The organism is Lysinibacillus sp. NPDC097287, from assembly GCF_044761695.1.
Lineage (GTDB): Bacteria > Bacillota > Bacilli > Bacillales_A > Planococcaceae > Lysinibacillus.
In genome coordinates this window covers 263,812-279,705 of record NZ_JBIWCX010000004.1, presented here as the reverse complement: position 1 = coordinate 279,705, position 15,894 = coordinate 263,812, and the positions used below count along the sequence as shown (strand labels likewise).

The window sequence follows — 15,894 nt, the reverse complement described above, 5'->3', positions numbered from 1 at the left end:
GTTAAATTCCTCCTTTTCGGATTGACCCTAAAAAGATTGTAATGGCTTGATTAAATAGAGGTTCAAGGGATTTCAATTCTTGTGCACTTGTAAGTTGGCATAACCCCCCCAACCATGTCCCAAGCAAGACAGTCCACTCGTCAATATTGCCAGCTATAAATTCCCCATTATCCACACCTTTTTGTAAAATCGCACGGTAAGAACTCATTGGGGTAATTGCTAATTCCATTAGTTTTTGTATAGATTCTGGGCTTGAGCTCGGATTAGATGCTAATTCCTGACCTGATTTTAATAAAGGCGTTTGGTAGTTATAGAGAACGTGTATTGCCATCCCATACAACTTCTCTGTAGCTGTTGAGTATGTGGGTTCTTTTTGTATCCACATGTTATACCAATCTTGCATAGTTTCTTGAGCTAAAAGGACAAACAGCTTTTCTTTGTTTTCAAAATGATAATAAATATGTCCTTTACTGTAACCAGAAGCTTTTGAGATATCGCCAACTGAGGTTTGGTTATAGCCCTTTTGAGCAAATAAAATTGATGCTTCTTTTCTTATTTCATGTTTTGCAGTTTCGCTGTCATAACGTCTTTTGTTCAAAGTAATACCTCTTCCTAATAATTGAACGGTCGTTCTAATTTAATTATACATAATTATCTGAAAAATAAAATAATAAAATGATTGAATTTTTATGAACTTTTGGTGACAGTAGGAGAGTGCTTAGGTACGATGGGGAAGTCACTTTTAGCTAGCGGGGGACAATCAATTGAAGAACAAGTTAAACAGTGTCGTTAAAGAAAATTTACCGTATTTTGTCGTACCTAAGGAAAATAGCAACGAAGCTATGAAACATAAAAAAGAATCGTGGATATACTGTAGTAATTATACCTGTAGAGAATTTTAAAGAAACGCTAGATCTCGTTAAGAAAACCAAAAGTGGGAACTATGGAAAATAGAATACTACATTTTGGAACGCGAAAAGTCACTAAAATAATTGGGAAACTATAGTTTAATAGGTTTTCAACTCGAAATATTAAAATAGCTTAGAGTTTTTTTGTTGTCCCGAAGCAGCTAGACGCTTGCCAGCAGTGGAAATCACCTTCTTCATTTTAAAAATATTAACCATCCCACAAAACACTATATTTACATAATATATACATTTTAGTCAATGAGGAATAAATAGAATAGTTTTAATAACTATATAACTTCGTATATGCTCGATAAAGGCGCGGAAACACTCGAAATAAGCATAAATACCTAATATTTTGGCGTAGATTTAAATTGTTAAAGTGTATATAATGTTATCCGATGAAATAAAAACGATATATTTTATTTTTCTAATATATCGATTTCATCGGATTTATCGGTTGTGAAAGGATGAAAGACAATGAAAAAGACGATTTCAAGCGTAGCAGCATTTAGTATTTTAGCTACAAGTGTACCTGTCTACGCAAGTCCTGTGGAAGCAAAACCGAATAAAGATGCTTCCATATTAGTAGGTAATTTAGAAGTAGATGTAAACTTCGCTTTACCTATTATGAATACTACCGAAGAGTTAACAGGTATGACCTTATCTCTTACGGATGCTCAGGGCAAAAAACACGACGTAACTTTAGGTAAAAAAACTAGTACCTTACAGATCGATGGTAAGACTATCAATTATGAAATTAAAAAACTGGATAAAACCAAGGCAGAATTAGACCCTAACGCTGAAAAGGTTTACTACTACTCTGTAATGTTTAAAGAGCTACCTGTAGGAAAGTATTCTTTATCTTTAAGCGGTGAAGGATTTAAAACAACGGACGAGTTAGCAGTAAATCTTAAAGATTACTCTCAACGTGTAACGTTAAGTAATAAAGATAACTTCTTAATGGGTGATTTTGATAAAGACGGTCAAGTAACTCAAAAAGACTATGATGCGTTAATTGATAACATAAAGGCTACGGATGCTAGCACTATTAAGAAGTTCGACTTAAACCGAGATGGTGCTGTAAGTATCCTTGATTTAAGTTACATTCAAGAGAGCTTAAATAAGACATCTACTGGTGCATTAATCGTTGAAACTAGTCCTATTGTGGACACGAATAAAATGAAGTTAGATGCAGCTTCTTCAGTAGGTATTCCAACAGATAAGTTGGACACAGCAATTGAAAACTTGATGACAGGTAAAGAGTCTGTAGGTGTAGAGGTAACGCCTGACCAACCTGCTCAAATTGGTATGGCGTTTGACGAGCCTGTAAAAATGGACAGAATCGACATTGCTGTACCGAATAGTGACGCAGCTCCTTCTGCAGGTTATGTATTAATCGAGGATGAGCATGGTAAAGAATCGAAGGCTTATTACGGAACCGAAGCGTACCGAAACGCTGTAGGTTATTCTGCTAAGATGAACCGTTCGGCAGGTAATATCCAAATTGACTTAAAAGGTCAAGTAGCTGTTAAAAAAATTACGATTGTCGTAACGGAAACAACTAGTAAAGATGCTCAGTTAGCTGAAATCGGTAAGGTAGAATTCCTTAACAACGTATATGAGGAAATCCCTGCTCCTGAGATGAATATCCCTGAAATTACTGAAATTGTAGAAGCTAGCGAAGAGCTAACAGTTAAGTGGAATGCAGAACCTAACGTAGATGGTTACGAGGTTAAGTTAGTAGGTAAAATCAAAAATAAAGAAACAACAAAGATTCTTCAAACAAATAAAACACAAGTAAAATTCGAAGGCTTAGATAACTACGAACCTTACAAAATCTCTATTCAATCTATGAATGGTGAATGGACAAGTGGTTACTCTAAGGAAATGGAGGCTACTCCTAAACCAACAGGAAAACCTGAGGCTCCTGAGGGGGTAAGTATCAAAGGGATTTATAAAGGTTTAGAGGTAAATTGGTCGAAGCATAAAAACGCTGATACATTCAACTTGTACTATAAAAAATCAGGTTCAGATGAAGAGCCGAAAGCTGTAGAGAATTTAAAACAGTTAAATTACACGATCACGGACTTAGAGGACGATACAGAGTATGAAATCTATTTAACTGCTGTGAATGAGCACGGTGTAAGTAGTAAGTCTCAAATCTACAAAGGTAAAACAATTGACCTAAAAGCGCCTATTACACCTGATTATAAATTGATTAACGTGTCTAAAGGTGTTAACCAACCTACAGAACATATTAAAGGTGTAACTTACCCTGCCGAAGCAGTGAAAGATGATGAGTTCGCTATCGTAGATAACGATTATAGCTCGTCTTGGATTTATAAGAGTTGGGATGGAGGGGGATTCAACCAAGGTAAACCTTCTCCTGTTGTAGAGTTTGACTCTGCGCAAACATTAGACACAATTGTAGTAACGCCTGATGTATCTCAAAAATATGAGTACGGTTATGTAAAAGTACGTGTTCAAGAGAACGGTCAAATGGTAGAGAAACCTGCTTACTTCAATACAAAGAGGGATAAAAACGGTAAGGTTTATTACGAAGTTCGCTTAAATGGACCAGTAACGACGGATAAAGTTCAAGTAAACTTTGCATTAGGTATGGCTTATGGTGATGGAACGATTTCTATTTCTGAGATGAAGTTCTATCATTATGATAGTTTAGAACGAGATGTACGCAGTCTTTTCGAAGATGACTTACTAGTTAAGTTAAATACTACAGTAACCTTAGATACTATTAACGAATTACGTGAACGAGCAAATACAGTGGACGCTGTAAGTGGAGAATATCACCCGTACAGAGAAGCTGTTCTACGTGAACTGGATTACGCAGAGCAACTATACACTGACTCTCAAGTAGATTCCGAGATTATGGTTGTTAATCAAGGTATCACAAATACAGGAAATAACATCGGAATGAGCAATGATAACCAAGCCTTAGGTTTATCAGCTAGAGCCGGTGATGATCTAACGGTTTATGTAGGTTCTAACGGGACTCTACCTGAGTTAGTATTTACGCAGGTTTACGGTGAAAGTGGTAAGTACCAAAAGACTGTAAAACTAAAAAAAGGACGTAACGTAATCCAAGTTCCTAAGATTCATGACATGGATGTAGAAAAAGGTGGAAACATCTACGTTCGTTATCCAAGCGGTTCTCCTACTAAGGGAGACATTAAAGTACGTGTCATGGGTGCTACCAAGATTCCGCATTTGAACCTATACGGTAAAATTAATGATGAGTCTAAACAAGATGAAGTTAAAGCTGAAATCCGTAAGTACATTACGGACTTACAAGCTTACGTAGATAAGCTACCTAGCATGTATCCAACGGAAGAAAATACAAGCGAAAATAAATACCTGTACGATAAAAAGACAAGTGTCATGAATACAACAGATATCGAGCTAGATAAAGCAACGTTTAACGTATCGGCTACTGCTGTATGGGAAGGTTTAGAAGGTTCTGCTTCAATGGATGCTAAAGTTGACCAACTGTATGATTCATTAAAAGCTATGGAACAGATGATGGACTTGAAGTACGCAGAGCGTGGGGTAAGTAAAAACCCTGATTTCGATAACAACGGTAAGGTTGAGGGAGACGAGTTAAAACACGCTTATCCGAAGAGTCGTGCAAATATTAAATATCAACGTATGTTTATCGGAGCTTTCATGTACGCTTCAGGTAATCACGTAGGTATTGAATATGATTCCGTACCAGGTTTAACTACGGGTAAACCATTCACGTTTAATGCTGATGGTACTGTAAAAGATTCAGGAGATTTATTTGGTTGGGGTATTGCTCACGAAATTGGTCATATGACAGATATGCCTACAATCGGTACTGCGGAAGTCACGAACAATATTATTGCGTTGTTAGCTCAAACGTTTGACGATAGAACGCCGTCTCGTTTAGAAGATAGCGGTAAATACGAAAAGATTTATGAGAAAGTAACAAGTGGTACAATCAGTCTTCCTGCTGATGTATTTGCCCAATTAGGGATGTACTGGCAGTTGCACTTAGCATACGATAAGAACCCTACTGCGTTAATGTTACAAACGGATACGGATAGTGACCCTACTAATGATTCAATCTTTGCGAAGATTTCTCAACGCGTACGTACATTAACTGCGGAAGAGAGTGCTTTACCTAAAGAACAGGTACTTGTTCGAGTAGCTTCTGATGCAGCTGGTAAAGATTTAAGTGACTTCTTCTATGCTTGGGGTATTCGACCAGACGATGCGACGAAGAAGTACTTAAGTGATAAAGGTTATGAAAAAGAGTCTCGCAGTATTCAATACTTAAATGACGATGCGCGTCGTAAAGTATTGAACGATAAGGTAGGAGCTATAGCAGACGATACAGAAGTTACTGTTTCTCTTGACCAAAAAGTCCCTGAAGATTCTGTGATTGAAAATAAAGATATTACTTTAAATCTTGGTGTAAATAAAGAGAGTGATAAAATTTTAGGTTACGAGATTTACCGTAACGGTAAAGTTATAGGGTTTACTACAGAAGATACGTTTAAGGATTCTCTAGGAGCTCTTAACAACCGAGTTGTCGAATACTCTGTTAAAGCAATTGACTATCACTTAAATGAAACGGATGTAAAAAAGCTAGATCCTATCAAAATATCTCATGACGGTACAATGGATAAGCAAGGTTGGTCAGTTGAAACAAACATGACGAGTGACGAAGATGTAACAGATGAAAACAACAATCATGGTGCATTCTTAGATCCTTCTGTTAATAAAGTTATCGACAATGATAATGATAGTGTATTCACAGGAACTAAACCTAAAAATGCAGACGGTCACGTTATCATCGGTATGGATGCTAAGCAACCTATAGTAGGATTCCGTTATAAGAAACCTGCTGAAAATGCGATTAAAGGTTATGATGTGTACGTAAGTACTGATAAAGAGAACTGGACGTTAGCAAATTCAGGTACGTTCGACGCTTCTAAAGACGAGGAAACAATCTACTTCAATAAAGAAGGCTCTGATGGCGGTAAGCAATTATGGTCTTACGATGCTTCTTACGTGAAGATTGTTGCAAAAGGTGCGCAAACGGTTGCGATACCTGAGCTAGATATTATCGCCCCACCAGGAGATAACATCGAGATTGGTACGAGAGAGGCTTTATATAAAGATGGTATCGGTACATTAAAATCAGACTTTGTTTACGATAGAGAAAACAATCAAAAAATCCCTAAGGGTTCACTGATTATTACTGGTTCTTACCGAGGACATCCTGCATTTAACGCAAGTCTTCTGCGTGACCAAAACGGTGACATCATGTCTAGTGAAACAATCTTCATGGCTGAATTACCGAACAATGCAGAGCTAGGTGAAATTAGCGAAGGTACGTATATTACGTGGATTACTCCTGAGCAGTTAGAAAAACTTCCAAAGTTACCTTCTAAGGTAATGACAGAAATGTATCGAGTAAATGATGCAATTACGCTAGAAGGTCAACGATTAGTAAGTGATACGTTATATATCGACGTTCCTACTGACTTACCTGAAATTGAGTTTACAGATAGCTCTACTAGAAGCTTCATGAAGAAATCAACGATTACTCATGGAGTTCAAGGGTTAGACATCTACAAAGATTTTAAAGAAATCAAGTAATAACTAAACTAACGAAGCAAACCATAAACCTTAATCTTTCGGGATTAAGGTTTATGCATGAGAAAGGATAACAGAAGATGAATATCAAGAAGTTTGTTAACGTATTATCTGTAGCAGGTTTATTAGCTGCTTCTGTGGTAACTCCTGCTTCTGCTAATACGTTAGATGTAAAATTAAACCGTCAACAAGTAAACGGTAAGACAATGCAGTTGCTTTTAGAAGACGTAGACTTAATCGCGAAGGCTTATCAAGTTAGCTTGAAAATAAATGGGAACGTAAAACTAGATACTCTGAACTTCTCGAATGAAGGGAAATCAGACGTAAATTCTAGATATGTGTACGATGAAGGTAAGAACGTAGTAGATATTTATGTAACTAGTACAAAGAGTTTACTAGATGAAAATGATAACCTAGATATTGGTTCAATGACTTTAAAAGGTACTGTAGGTGAAAGTTTTGACGTAGTACCTGTAGATGGTTCTTTAAAGATTGTTACTATGGCTAATGTTGAGCATAGCATTCCTACTGTTTCTGTATCAGGCGGAAGTGATTTCTCTATTAAAGACTCTAACAACGGTGGCTCAGGTGGAAACAACGGTTCTAACGGTGGAGGTACTAAACCACCAACTGGTGGCGGAGATAATGGCAACGCTGGAGGCACGAACCCGCCAACTGATGGAGGAGACAACGGTGATGGCACAGAAACAACACCGCCTACTGGAGATTTAATAGTAAATGAAAATGGCGACTTGATTATTTCAATTAAAGGAGACAAACCATCTACTGACGAAATAGTTGAAATTGTTGTAGCTGCTGATTCTATTATTCTCAAAATTGACGATAAAGAATATAAATCTTCAATCTCCAATGGTCTTGGCAGCTACGATAAGAAGCGTGTAATTCGAGATGAAGGAAATGGTGTATATACAAATGTACCGCATTTCGTAGAAGATAATAAGATGAAAATCAAAACAAAAAATCTAGATGGATTACTCATAACAGACCGTGCTGTGCCTAATTTCAAGGACATCGCTAACGTGTTCAGCCGTGATGAAATCGAAGAATTATACAACTACAAAATCGTTAATGGTACGACTGCAACGACGTACAGCCCATATAATGATATTACACGCGGTCAATTCAGCGTTATGATTGCACGCGCCCTAGAATTAAATTCGTCAAGCAACACGGATAAGTTCCCAGATGCGAGCGGCAAGTGGTATGCAGACCAAGTTCAAGCGCTATATGAGACAGGCATCATTACAGGCTTTGCAGATGGTACTTTCGGGGGCGAAAAGAAACTTACTCGTCAGCAAGCTGCAGCAATGATCGCTCGTATGCTTGAGTATATGGGTGTTGATACGACACCAAAAGGCAATGTAATTCTTGATGATATGGACCGCATTGGTGACTATGCAAAAGACGCAGTTAAGTACCTTGCATCGCATGACGTATTAAATAGTGGAGAAGGTACAAAGTTCAACCCATACAACAACCTTACACGTGCTCAAATGGCTAAGATTTTAATGCGTTCACTACGATTATCGGATTGGTATTAATTTTTGTACCGTTTTCTCACTGTGAAATTGCTTGCAGAAAATAAGCCTTCATTTTAAATTTGAAGTATAAAGAAATCGGGTATAATCAAATCAAATAGAAATGCCACACTTTTAAGAAAGTGTGGCATTTCTATTTATTATTAATCGAATAGACTTTCGTATGGAGCAACGTCAATTTGGAGTTCATCTAATTTTTTTCGTAAAAACTTATGATCTCGCTTCGGTGTAGCTTGAATATAGCCACGAATAATTAAATCATTGTTAATTGCAGGGGCTTTTTCTTCTAGAGCTAGTTCACCAATTTTCCCAGCAATTTTCTCTTTTGCGACTTGTCTGAATAGTTCGGGTACAGGGCTAACAAGTTCATACAACAATTCCTTCTCAGTTTGTCCCCATAAATGAATAGTTTTATCTAAATAAAATTCTTGCCAATCTAAATCTGATTTGCCATCCTGTTTTGGTAGCGCTTTTAAAAACTTGCGGAACATGAAGAATCCGCCAATCCCCATTAATGAAATTAGCACTACTACCCAAAATAAGATAAACCATAAAAACCAACCTTCTAACGCCAATCCGTTCACCTCTTTACATTCGCTCTCTCTATTATAGAAGCTAGCACAGAAAAATTCATCCTAATTGTCCCTTTTTTGACAAGTCAATTGTATATATTATTGCATAAAACCATGGGAATTAGGGGGATTTTTAGTTTTCGTAGCTTTATAATACAAGTTAATAATCTATACTTTTTAATTTACCAAATTTCTTTTCTAATCTATATGCTGTACTTGTGGGGATTTTCAATGCATCCGCTGCACCTTTCACAGAGGCATCTGGATTATCCTTTAAGTATTGTTGCATTCGGTTATATTTACCTTGTGGATCTGCACCCGAACTAATGATTTTCGCTTTTTCGTATGGATTAGGGGCGATTGGAACACGGATATCCAACGGAATATTATTTGGTAATAAGCTGTTAAATATAATTTTGTCTTCATATACAGTGGCAGTAGGGAATAGATGTCCTATCATTTGCATTTGTTCAGACTTTTCTAAAAGGGTGTCAAATCGTTCTGCCACACCTAAATATTGCATAACAATATCGTAGTTGAATAAATTCGATTTAATTAAATCTTGTTTATTAGCTAGTTGATTGTGTCGTTGTTCATGTAATTCTAATTCATTTTCAAGCAATGTCTTTTGTGAGTTGAGAAGTTCTTTTGACCATTTACCATCAAGATACAGAGGAAGAAGACGGTCAATTTTGGCTTTGGCATCGCCCATTAATTTACGCAACATGTTAATTTCGTTTTCAATTTGTTGTAAGTCATCAGGACCGTATTCAATCTGTATATATTGTTTTGCTAAAGATTCCTCTTTTACAATATCTTTTAAAGCTTTGATTAAGTTTGATTCAACACGAATTGTATTAATGGCCTCTAACTGACAGTCGGAACGATGGGTAACATAAAAATGTAACCACTGACCCTTTACACCAGACATGCGAATAGCCATTTTTTTACCGCAATAAGCACACGTCATATCTACACGGCGCAACAACTGCGGTTCACCTTCAGGTCTACGACGATATTTACTTTTGCGTTTTTCGATTATTTTTTGATATTCTTCATCTGTACATAATCTTGGATAAACATTTTCGACTACTATTTTTTCTCCATTGGCGAATTTTTTTATCATCCGTCCGCAATAAACTTCACTGGTTAACTTATAAGATACAATTGAACTTAACCATGAGTTTCCGTTAGGAGTTTTAGTAATCTTATTTAACGCCGCGGCGATTGCTTCATCGCCCATGTTTTTCTCCATATACGCTTCTTTCATAAAGAGATAAACCCAAGCCCATTTTTCATTTAATGTATAAGTTCCTGTGCTTTTATCGTAAAGGTATTCAGATGGAGTAACCCCCCAACCTTTACCTTCACGCGTACGTTGCCTTTTACCACGCATCATGCGACGTACAATAGCTCGTTTCTCTCGTTGAGCTATTAAGTTTTTTAAATCAGAGATGAATTCATCATCTTCGTTTTTAAGGTCTACAATAGATCCAGGTTCAGCAATCTTTACACCATTGTCTCGTAAGACGTCTTTAAGAAATTCCCAATTAAGTGTATCAAGACGGCTTAATCTGTCTTGGTCAACACATAGAACTACATCTACAGAGTTTTCTTCAACAAAATCCATTAAAGCATTAAGACCTTCTTTATCGAGTTTCCCGCCACTATCCACGTCTTTAAATTCCGCAACAATCTCCCAACCTTGACTATTTGCATATCTGGTGAGTTCTTCTTTTTGCGCTTTTAAACTATATCTATCTTCTTGAAGCTTTGTGGAAACACGATAATATATTATAGTTTTCATCCTATTTCTCCTTATAATTTTCATTTTGCCAATTCGAATGATAAATACCTTTAATGTAAAAGTATGCCTGCTTTAGGGTAAAATTTTTTTACCATCTATGCTTTTTAAAGATAGCAGCTCGATTGGAACTCCTTTTTCTTCAATTGCATCATAGATGGTAAAACCTGAATAACATTGATCTTTGAATAATTCATCTGGTAATAATAACTCAACAGCAAATGTATTAGCCTCTATTTCAATTTTGTCAGTAGAAAACAACGTATTTTTCTTTAGAAACGCAGTATTCGCTTCGGGGTGTTGAACAGCGTGTCCGAGTTCATGGGCCCCAGTTAACAATTGTTTTTCTAATGGTAAATTCTCATTGATGTGAATTACTTTTGTACGGTGAGATCTACTATAATAGCCGTATATCGAACCTAATGGCTCGAAAACAACAACTATACCTAGTAGATCAGCCAACTTAAAAGGATCACTTGTATCGTATTTTTCAACTAACTGCGCTACAATCTTTTTAATATCCACCAAAAACACCACCGTACTTTAATCTCTATATTTTTTAGGTGTAAACTTTTGCTTCGCCATACGTTTAGTTAATCGTAAAGTATTTTCCCAAGAAGCAATTAACAATTCTCTATCTTCTGCATCCAATTCATCTAAAATTCTTCCATCAAAAGCAGCGAATGCATTATCTACGTCATCGCCATCGATTATTTTCTTAAGTTCAGTTTGAATAGCCAGTTCATCTTTGTCAGTTAAATCGTAGTAACGTTTCTTATCAGTACGTCCGAGTAAATAGTCTACGGAAACATTAAAGAAATCTGCTACTTTCTCTAGGTTAGCACCGTTAGGGACTTTCTTTTTCCAACCATAAAGAGAGTTTTTTCCAAAATCCAATTTTTCTTCTAATTCTACAATAGAAATTTTTTGTTCTTCACAAAGTTTTTTTAACCTATCAAATGAAGTCATATCAACCATCCTCAAGGCTTATGGATAGAAGATATTAGTCTTTTAACTAAATTTGTTTGACTTTTAGTTCTAAGACTAATATACTTTGTTCATAAGCTAATTTATTGGCTAAAAAGACAATAAAAAATACGACCTATTTATAAACATTTTTCGTTGGGGAACGGTTTAAATGTTGGTTTAAAGGCTTTTAAAAGTCTTATTTAGCTATGTCTACATTCTATATTAAAGACTAAAAATAGTCAACGAAATTAGCTAATAATTTAGCTTATTATTTGATAATTCGGAAAAGGGCTGTGATACCGAGACAATGACGGTATAGTATTCGAACTTATAGCTTATGTGACGGTAGCAACGTCAGTATGAATGAGTAGGAGGTTATTAAATAATGGATTTAATCAAAACATCACAAAATGACACAGGTGAAATTATCGTTAGTGGTCGTGAACTTCATGAGTTTTTGGAAGTGAGTTCAAATTATACAACTTGGTTTAAACGTATGTGTGAGTACGGTTTTGTGGAAGGCGTAGACTTTATTCCGTTTTCGGAAGAAAGCACAGGAGGTAGACCATCCCAAGACCACGCTTTAAAAATCGACATGGCAAAAGAAATATCCATGATACAACGCAATGAAAAAGGTAAACAAGCTCGACAATATTTCATTGAGGTGGAAAAGCAATTTAAACAATCACCGCAAATCAGTAGCTTAGAAGTTGCACTACAAGCGGCATTACAACATGAAAAAGCTATCAAAGAAATCAAAACTGATGTGGATTACCTAAAAGGTAGTATGCGAATTGACTCGTTACAACAACAAAATATACAGCGAGCTGCTAATCAATCTGTTGTACAGGCACTTGGTGGTAAAGGTTCGGTAGCCTACACGCAGATTAATAGAAAAGTATTTTCAGCATTTTGGAATGAGTTTAAACAGCATTTTAAGGTGCCTAGATACGGCGATATTCCAAAAGTTAAACAAGATGAAGCATTACATTTCATTAAATTATGGAGGCCTTCCACATCATTGCAAATGGAAATTGACGGTTGTAATAGTCAAATGACATTCGAGTGAGGTAGTTGCAAGAAAGGAGATTTAAATATGTCAGAAGATTTAGGGGTTCAAGTTCGCTCTGAATTATTTAAAAGAAAGATGAGTCAAACGGAATTAGCTAAAATGGTCGGTATTTCAAATGCTTACCTATCAGATATTATTCGTGGGCGTAAAGATGGTCCGAAGGCTCAGGAACACATAAAGCATATTCGTAAAATTTTATCCATTTAAAACTTTAGGAGCGATATTCAATGGCAACAAATTCTTTTCCAATCGATCCAGAGAGGGTGCGCCAAAATGCGTACTTACCTGTAAAGCTATCTGAACTATCTAAGACAAATCCAGAAAAAGCGCTGGAGCTTTTACAGGCTTGGGGTGACGGCACGAAAACTATAAAAAGACTGTGGGATGAAGTCATTCAATATGTGGGTGATACTATCCATACTTCATAGGAAGGTGATAATAATTGAAAATCCAACCAAAACAATGGCTGACACTATCGTTTGAGGTTAAGAAGGATTTGATTAAAAAGGCAATGGAAAAGACAGTAGCAGCACGTCAAAAATAAATCTATCAATCTATCGGGGGAATCAATATGAAAGCAGTATTAAATGTTAAAGGTACGAAGTTGTCAGTTCTATCAATTAATTATCATTGTGATGAATTGTTCTATGTTCGCACTGTGGATGAAAACGGGAATGAAGGTCTATTCCACGATGAAAAAACAGCTCAACATGTAACGGGTGTGAAGTTAATTGATTTGAAAACTGCACTTGAATTCCCTGACCACGAAGCAAGAATTGTGGAAGAACGGGCCAAACTCATTTCGCATCTTGAAGAAATGCAAAAAGAGGAGAACAACAAGCTCTTAGACATCGCAATAGATGCAATGGAAGGTGAACCAGACTTACCATTCGACAACCATCTATCAATCAAGCAAAAAGAGTACAAGCTTTTGCAACAACGTATATTCGGCATTATTGATGCAGTAGAAGAAGTCAAAGCATACACGGAAGGATTCTACGCAAATGCCGATGATCCAGCAGTTGAAGCGTAATCCCATTAATGACCAATTACAGGTCTAGTTAAAGGGATAGAGGGGCAAGCTGAAAATGGTTGCTTTGATTATACGTATTACCATTCAACAGATAAACAGATTGAATCAATATTCAAAGATGTATTAATGGAAAACGGAGGTGAAAATATATGACTGAAGATATCTATTACGCAATTAAACGTGCTGCAATGTTAATGGCAATTAAAGAGGGTTTGCTAGTAAGTGAAGGTGGAACTTTGCTAAATAAAAGCACAGTTGAATTAGTTAGTGAAATCGAAGAAGTGAATCGACAACATTTAATTGATACTGCGCTTGCTACCGGAAATCGTGAACTATTTATGCAATTAACTAATTAGGAGGAGAAAATGTATGAAATCAACAGGTATCGTTCGTAAAGTCGATGAATTAGGTCGTGTAGTAATTCCAATCGAACTTCGCCGCACGCTAGGCATAGCTGAAAAAGACGCACTAGAAATCTATGTGGATGATGATAAAATCATCTTAAAAAAATATATGCCTAATATGACATGTGCAGTTACTGGAGAAGTATCTGAATCTAATTATAGATTACTAGGCGGTAAATTAATTCTCAGTCCAAAGGGTGCTACAAAGCTCATCAATGAGATTGAGTCGAAGTAGGTGATTACATGCGTATAGGATACACACACGCAGAGTACGACCGTGAAAGTGAATATCATCAAGACATCGAAGATGCACAGAATGCCCAAATCGAGGCACAAAAAAACTCGCAATCGACGGCAATCGAGAGCGAGCGAATATTGAATGACACTGGTATTTTACCACAGGAGGATGCGAAATGACAAAGTTTAATGTTGGGGATAAGGTTCGATTCATCGAGGATTATATGGATTACAAAAAAGGGGACATCGTAGAAGTTACAGGTTTTTGGAGTGAAGGTATCAATTATATTGGTAAAGGAAAATCAATAGGTTGTTATTTTAACCGTGTTGAATTAGCAGAATCAAAACCTACCAAAAACCAACGCATCACAGCACTTGAGAAAGAAGTATCTGAATTAAAGCTAATCGTACATGAATTACGTGGTCGTCAAGATATTGATTTTTCACCACTTTGTGAGCCTTCCACAACTAATAATGTGGAGGACATCATCGAATTTGAAGGTGCTAAATATCGCAAGGTTGATCGTTTAGCAGAGGTTGGGGATGTAGTCGTATTTAATTCAAAAATGTGTCCTAATAACGCAAATATGAATGAGCCTTATATCGTTAATCGCGAAACATCTCATGGAGTGGGACATTATGACGGAACTACAGTATGCGACGTGAAATTTGTGATTTATGATAATGGTCGCTCAACTAAAACAGTAGACGTCTACGAATTAATTGTGGAAGACAAATCAAAAATTCGAGGCATCACAATTGAAATAGATAAACCATTATCACCAAATGAACAACGTGCTCAGATTATTGAGGATGCGAAGAAGTTTGTTGAGGAAAATAGCGAGGGCTTTACATTCGATTTATCAGTAGAAAATGCAATCACAACATTCCGTCAAAAATGGTCTAGCGGCAAAGTTGATATACAATTCGGTGCAGCTTACCGCAACCCATCCGACGTATTCAATGATCATATCGGTAAAGCTATCGCATTAGGTAGAGCGTTAAATCTTGATGTGAGTAAGTTTGAACAGGCGGTACAGCCTACAAAAGCTGTTTATGGAATGATTGTCGAACAATATAAAACAAAAGGTGCGTACCGAGAAGTTGCACCGGATTTTATTCAATTTAAAACATGTCAATTAGAATCAGATACAGCTAAGTATGGAAGAATCATCAACGATACAAACGCTATTTATGGAGGTGTTGAATAAATGGCTACTCTTTACGAATTAACTGACCAATACAAAATGCTTCAAAATTTCATCGAAGAAAATGATGTAGAAGGTTTTGAACTAGCACTCTCTCAAATTCAAGGCGAAATCGGTGAGAAACTAGAGGGATATGCAATGGTGCTTAAAAATATCGAATCAGATATTGCTGGTATCAAAGCTGAAGAAAAACGTTTAGCAGATCGTCGTAAGGCTACTGAAAGTAATCTTGCTCGTATTAAATCAAATATGACAGATGCCTTATTAACTGTGGAAGGCAACCGAGTGAAAACCGAAAAATTCACATTCAGTTTCCGTAAATCTACATCAGTACAAATTGAGAACGATGCCACTATCCCTCCACAATTTATTAAGGTGGAGAAAACAATTAGTCGTTCTGAATTAGCAAAAGCACTTAAAGCAGGTGAGCAAATAGAAGGTGCTCAACTTGTTGAAAATCAATCGTTAAGCATTCGATAGGGGGA

The 15,894-nt window shown here is 36.5% G+C and carries 16 protein-coding genes; 11 read left to right on the top strand and 5 right to left on the bottom strand.

Annotated elements, in window-relative coordinates:
* Position 1 precedes the first annotated feature (1 nt).
* Entirely contained in the window at positions 2 to 598 is a 597-nt protein-coding gene (locus tag ACIQ2D_RS08855; RefSeq protein ID WP_402862519.1) for a TetR/AcrR family transcriptional regulator, read from the bottom strand.
* A gap of 787 nt (positions 599 to 1,385) precedes the next feature.
* On the opposite strand from ACIQ2D_RS08855, the gene ACIQ2D_RS08850 reads away from it, so the two are divergent.
* Together ACIQ2D_RS08850 and ACIQ2D_RS08845 are read left to right on the top strand one after the other, a co-directional pair.
* Positions 1,386 to 6,554, top strand: a complete 5,169-nt coding sequence (locus ACIQ2D_RS08850) for a M60 family metallopeptidase (protein ID WP_402862516.1) — start codon at positions 1,386 to 1,388, stop codon at positions 6,552 to 6,554.
* Between the two features lie 77 nt (positions 6,555 to 6,631).
* On the top strand, positions 6,632 to 8,113 hold the full coding sequence (locus tag ACIQ2D_RS08845; RefSeq protein WP_402862513.1) for an S-layer homology domain-containing protein: 1,482 nt from the start codon (positions 6,632 to 6,634) through the stop codon (positions 8,111 to 8,113).
* A gap of 140 nt (positions 8,114 to 8,253) precedes the next feature.
* On the opposite strand, the gene ACIQ2D_RS08840 is transcribed toward ACIQ2D_RS08845, so the two are convergent.
* The 4 genes from ACIQ2D_RS08840 to ACIQ2D_RS08825 all read right to left on the bottom strand — a co-directional run bounded on the left by ACIQ2D_RS08840 (position 8,254) and on the right by ACIQ2D_RS08825 (position 11,455).
* Positions 8,254 to 8,694, bottom strand: a complete 441-nt coding sequence (locus ACIQ2D_RS08840) for a DUF2621 domain-containing protein (protein WP_402862510.1) — start codon at positions 8,692 to 8,694, stop codon at positions 8,254 to 8,256.
* A gap of 148 nt (positions 8,695 to 8,842) precedes the next feature.
* Entirely contained in the window at positions 8,843 to 10,489 is a 1,647-nt protein-coding gene (locus ACIQ2D_RS08835; RefSeq protein ID WP_402862507.1) for a recombinase family protein, read from the bottom strand.
* Positions 10,490 to 10,561: 72 nt separating this feature from the next.
* Positions 10,562 to 11,011 (bottom strand): ImmA/IrrE family metallo-endopeptidase, encoded by a 450-nt coding sequence (locus tag ACIQ2D_RS08830; protein ID WP_402862504.1) that lies wholly within the window; start codon positions 11,009 to 11,011, stop codon positions 10,562 to 10,564.
* Positions 11,012 to 11,029: 18 nt separating this feature from the next.
* Positions 11,030 to 11,455 (bottom strand): helix-turn-helix domain-containing protein, encoded by a 426-nt coding sequence (locus ACIQ2D_RS08825; RefSeq protein ID WP_402862501.1) that lies wholly within the window; start codon positions 11,453 to 11,455, stop codon positions 11,030 to 11,032.
* A 385-nt stretch (positions 11,456 to 11,840) separates the two neighbouring features.
* Between ACIQ2D_RS08825 and ACIQ2D_RS08820 the strand changes: the two genes are divergently transcribed.
* From ACIQ2D_RS08820 to ACIQ2D_RS08780, 9 genes are all read left to right on the top strand, one after another.
* Entirely contained in the window at positions 11,841 to 12,524 is a 684-nt protein-coding gene (locus ACIQ2D_RS08820; protein WP_402862498.1) for an ORF6C domain-containing protein, read from the top strand.
* Positions 12,525 to 12,551: 27 nt separating this feature from the next.
* Positions 12,552 to 12,734: a helix-turn-helix domain-containing protein gene (locus ACIQ2D_RS08815; protein WP_402862495.1), complete on the top strand. Its 183-nt coding sequence runs from the start codon at positions 12,552 to 12,554 to the stop codon at positions 12,732 to 12,734.
* Between the two features lie 20 nt (positions 12,735 to 12,754).
* Positions 12,755 to 12,955: a hypothetical protein gene (locus ACIQ2D_RS08810; protein WP_402862492.1), complete on the top strand. Its 201-nt coding sequence runs from the start codon at positions 12,755 to 12,757 to the stop codon at positions 12,953 to 12,955.
* A gap of 143 nt (positions 12,956 to 13,098) precedes the next feature.
* Entirely contained in the window at positions 13,099 to 13,560 is a 462-nt protein-coding gene (locus ACIQ2D_RS08805; protein ID WP_402862489.1) for a hypothetical protein, read from the top strand.
* A 149-nt stretch (positions 13,561 to 13,709) separates the two neighbouring features.
* Positions 13,710 to 13,916, top strand: a complete 207-nt coding sequence (locus tag ACIQ2D_RS08800; protein ID WP_402862486.1) for an IDEAL domain-containing protein — start codon at positions 13,710 to 13,712, stop codon at positions 13,914 to 13,916.
* 13 nt (positions 13,917 to 13,929) lie between these two features.
* Positions 13,930 to 14,199, top strand: a complete 270-nt coding sequence (locus ACIQ2D_RS08795; RefSeq protein ID WP_402862482.1) for a transition state genes transcriptional regulator AbrB — start codon at positions 13,930 to 13,932, stop codon at positions 14,197 to 14,199.
* 8 nt (positions 14,200 to 14,207) lie between these two features.
* Entirely contained in the window at positions 14,208 to 14,381 is a 174-nt protein-coding gene (locus tag ACIQ2D_RS08790; protein WP_402862479.1) for a hypothetical protein, read from the top strand.
* Positions 14,378 to 15,412 carry a hypothetical protein gene (locus ACIQ2D_RS08785; RefSeq protein WP_402862476.1) on the top strand — a complete coding sequence of 345 codons (1,035 nt, stop codon included), beginning with the start codon at positions 14,378 to 14,380 and terminating at the stop codon, positions 15,410 to 15,412. The genes ACIQ2D_RS08790 and ACIQ2D_RS08785 overlap by 4 nt, the downstream gene beginning before the upstream one ends.
* Positions 15,413 to 15,889, top strand: coding sequence for a siphovirus Gp157 family protein (locus ACIQ2D_RS08780; RefSeq protein ID WP_402862473.1), 477 nt, complete (start codon positions 15,413 to 15,415; stop codon positions 15,887 to 15,889).
* The last annotated feature ends 5 nt before the right edge of the window (positions 15,890 to 15,894 follow it).

Coding starts and splice junctions, on each gene's coding strand:
- ACIQ2D_RS08800 (WP_402862486.1), top strand. CDS start 13,710: ATGACTGAAGATATCTATTACGCAATTAAACGTGCTGCAATGTTAATG.
- ACIQ2D_RS08805 (WP_402862489.1), top strand. CDS start 13,099: ATGAAAGCAGTATTAAATGTTAAAGGTACGAAGTTGTCAGTTCTATCA.
- ACIQ2D_RS08820 (WP_402862498.1), top strand. CDS start 11,841: ATGGATTTAATCAAAACATCACAAAATGACACAGGTGAAATTATCGTT.
- ACIQ2D_RS08785 (WP_402862476.1), top strand. CDS start 14,378: ATGACAAAGTTTAATGTTGGGGATAAGGTTCGATTCATCGAGGATTAT.
- ACIQ2D_RS08810 (WP_402862492.1), top strand. CDS start 12,755: ATGGCAACAAATTCTTTTCCAATCGATCCAGAGAGGGTGCGCCAAAAT.
- ACIQ2D_RS08780 (WP_402862473.1), top strand. CDS start 15,413: ATGGCTACTCTTTACGAATTAACTGACCAATACAAAATGCTTCAAAAT.
- ACIQ2D_RS08850 (WP_402862516.1), top strand. CDS start 1,386: ATGAAAAAGACGATTTCAAGCGTAGCAGCATTTAGTATTTTAGCTACA.
- ACIQ2D_RS08795 (WP_402862482.1), top strand. CDS start 13,930: ATGAAATCAACAGGTATCGTTCGTAAAGTCGATGAATTAGGTCGTGTA.
- ACIQ2D_RS08790 (WP_402862479.1), top strand. CDS start 14,208: ATGCGTATAGGATACACACACGCAGAGTACGACCGTGAAAGTGAATAT.
- ACIQ2D_RS08815 (WP_402862495.1), top strand. CDS start 12,552: ATGTCAGAAGATTTAGGGGTTCAAGTTCGCTCTGAATTATTTAAAAGA.
- ACIQ2D_RS08835 (WP_402862507.1), bottom strand. CDS start 10,489: ATGAAAACTATAATATATTATCGTGTTTCCACAAAGCTTCAAGAAGAT.
- ACIQ2D_RS08845 (WP_402862513.1), top strand. CDS start 6,632: ATGAATATCAAGAAGTTTGTTAACGTATTATCTGTAGCAGGTTTATTA.
- ACIQ2D_RS08825 (WP_402862501.1), bottom strand. CDS start 11,455: ATGACTTCATTTGATAGGTTAAAAAAACTTTGTGAAGAACAAAAAATT.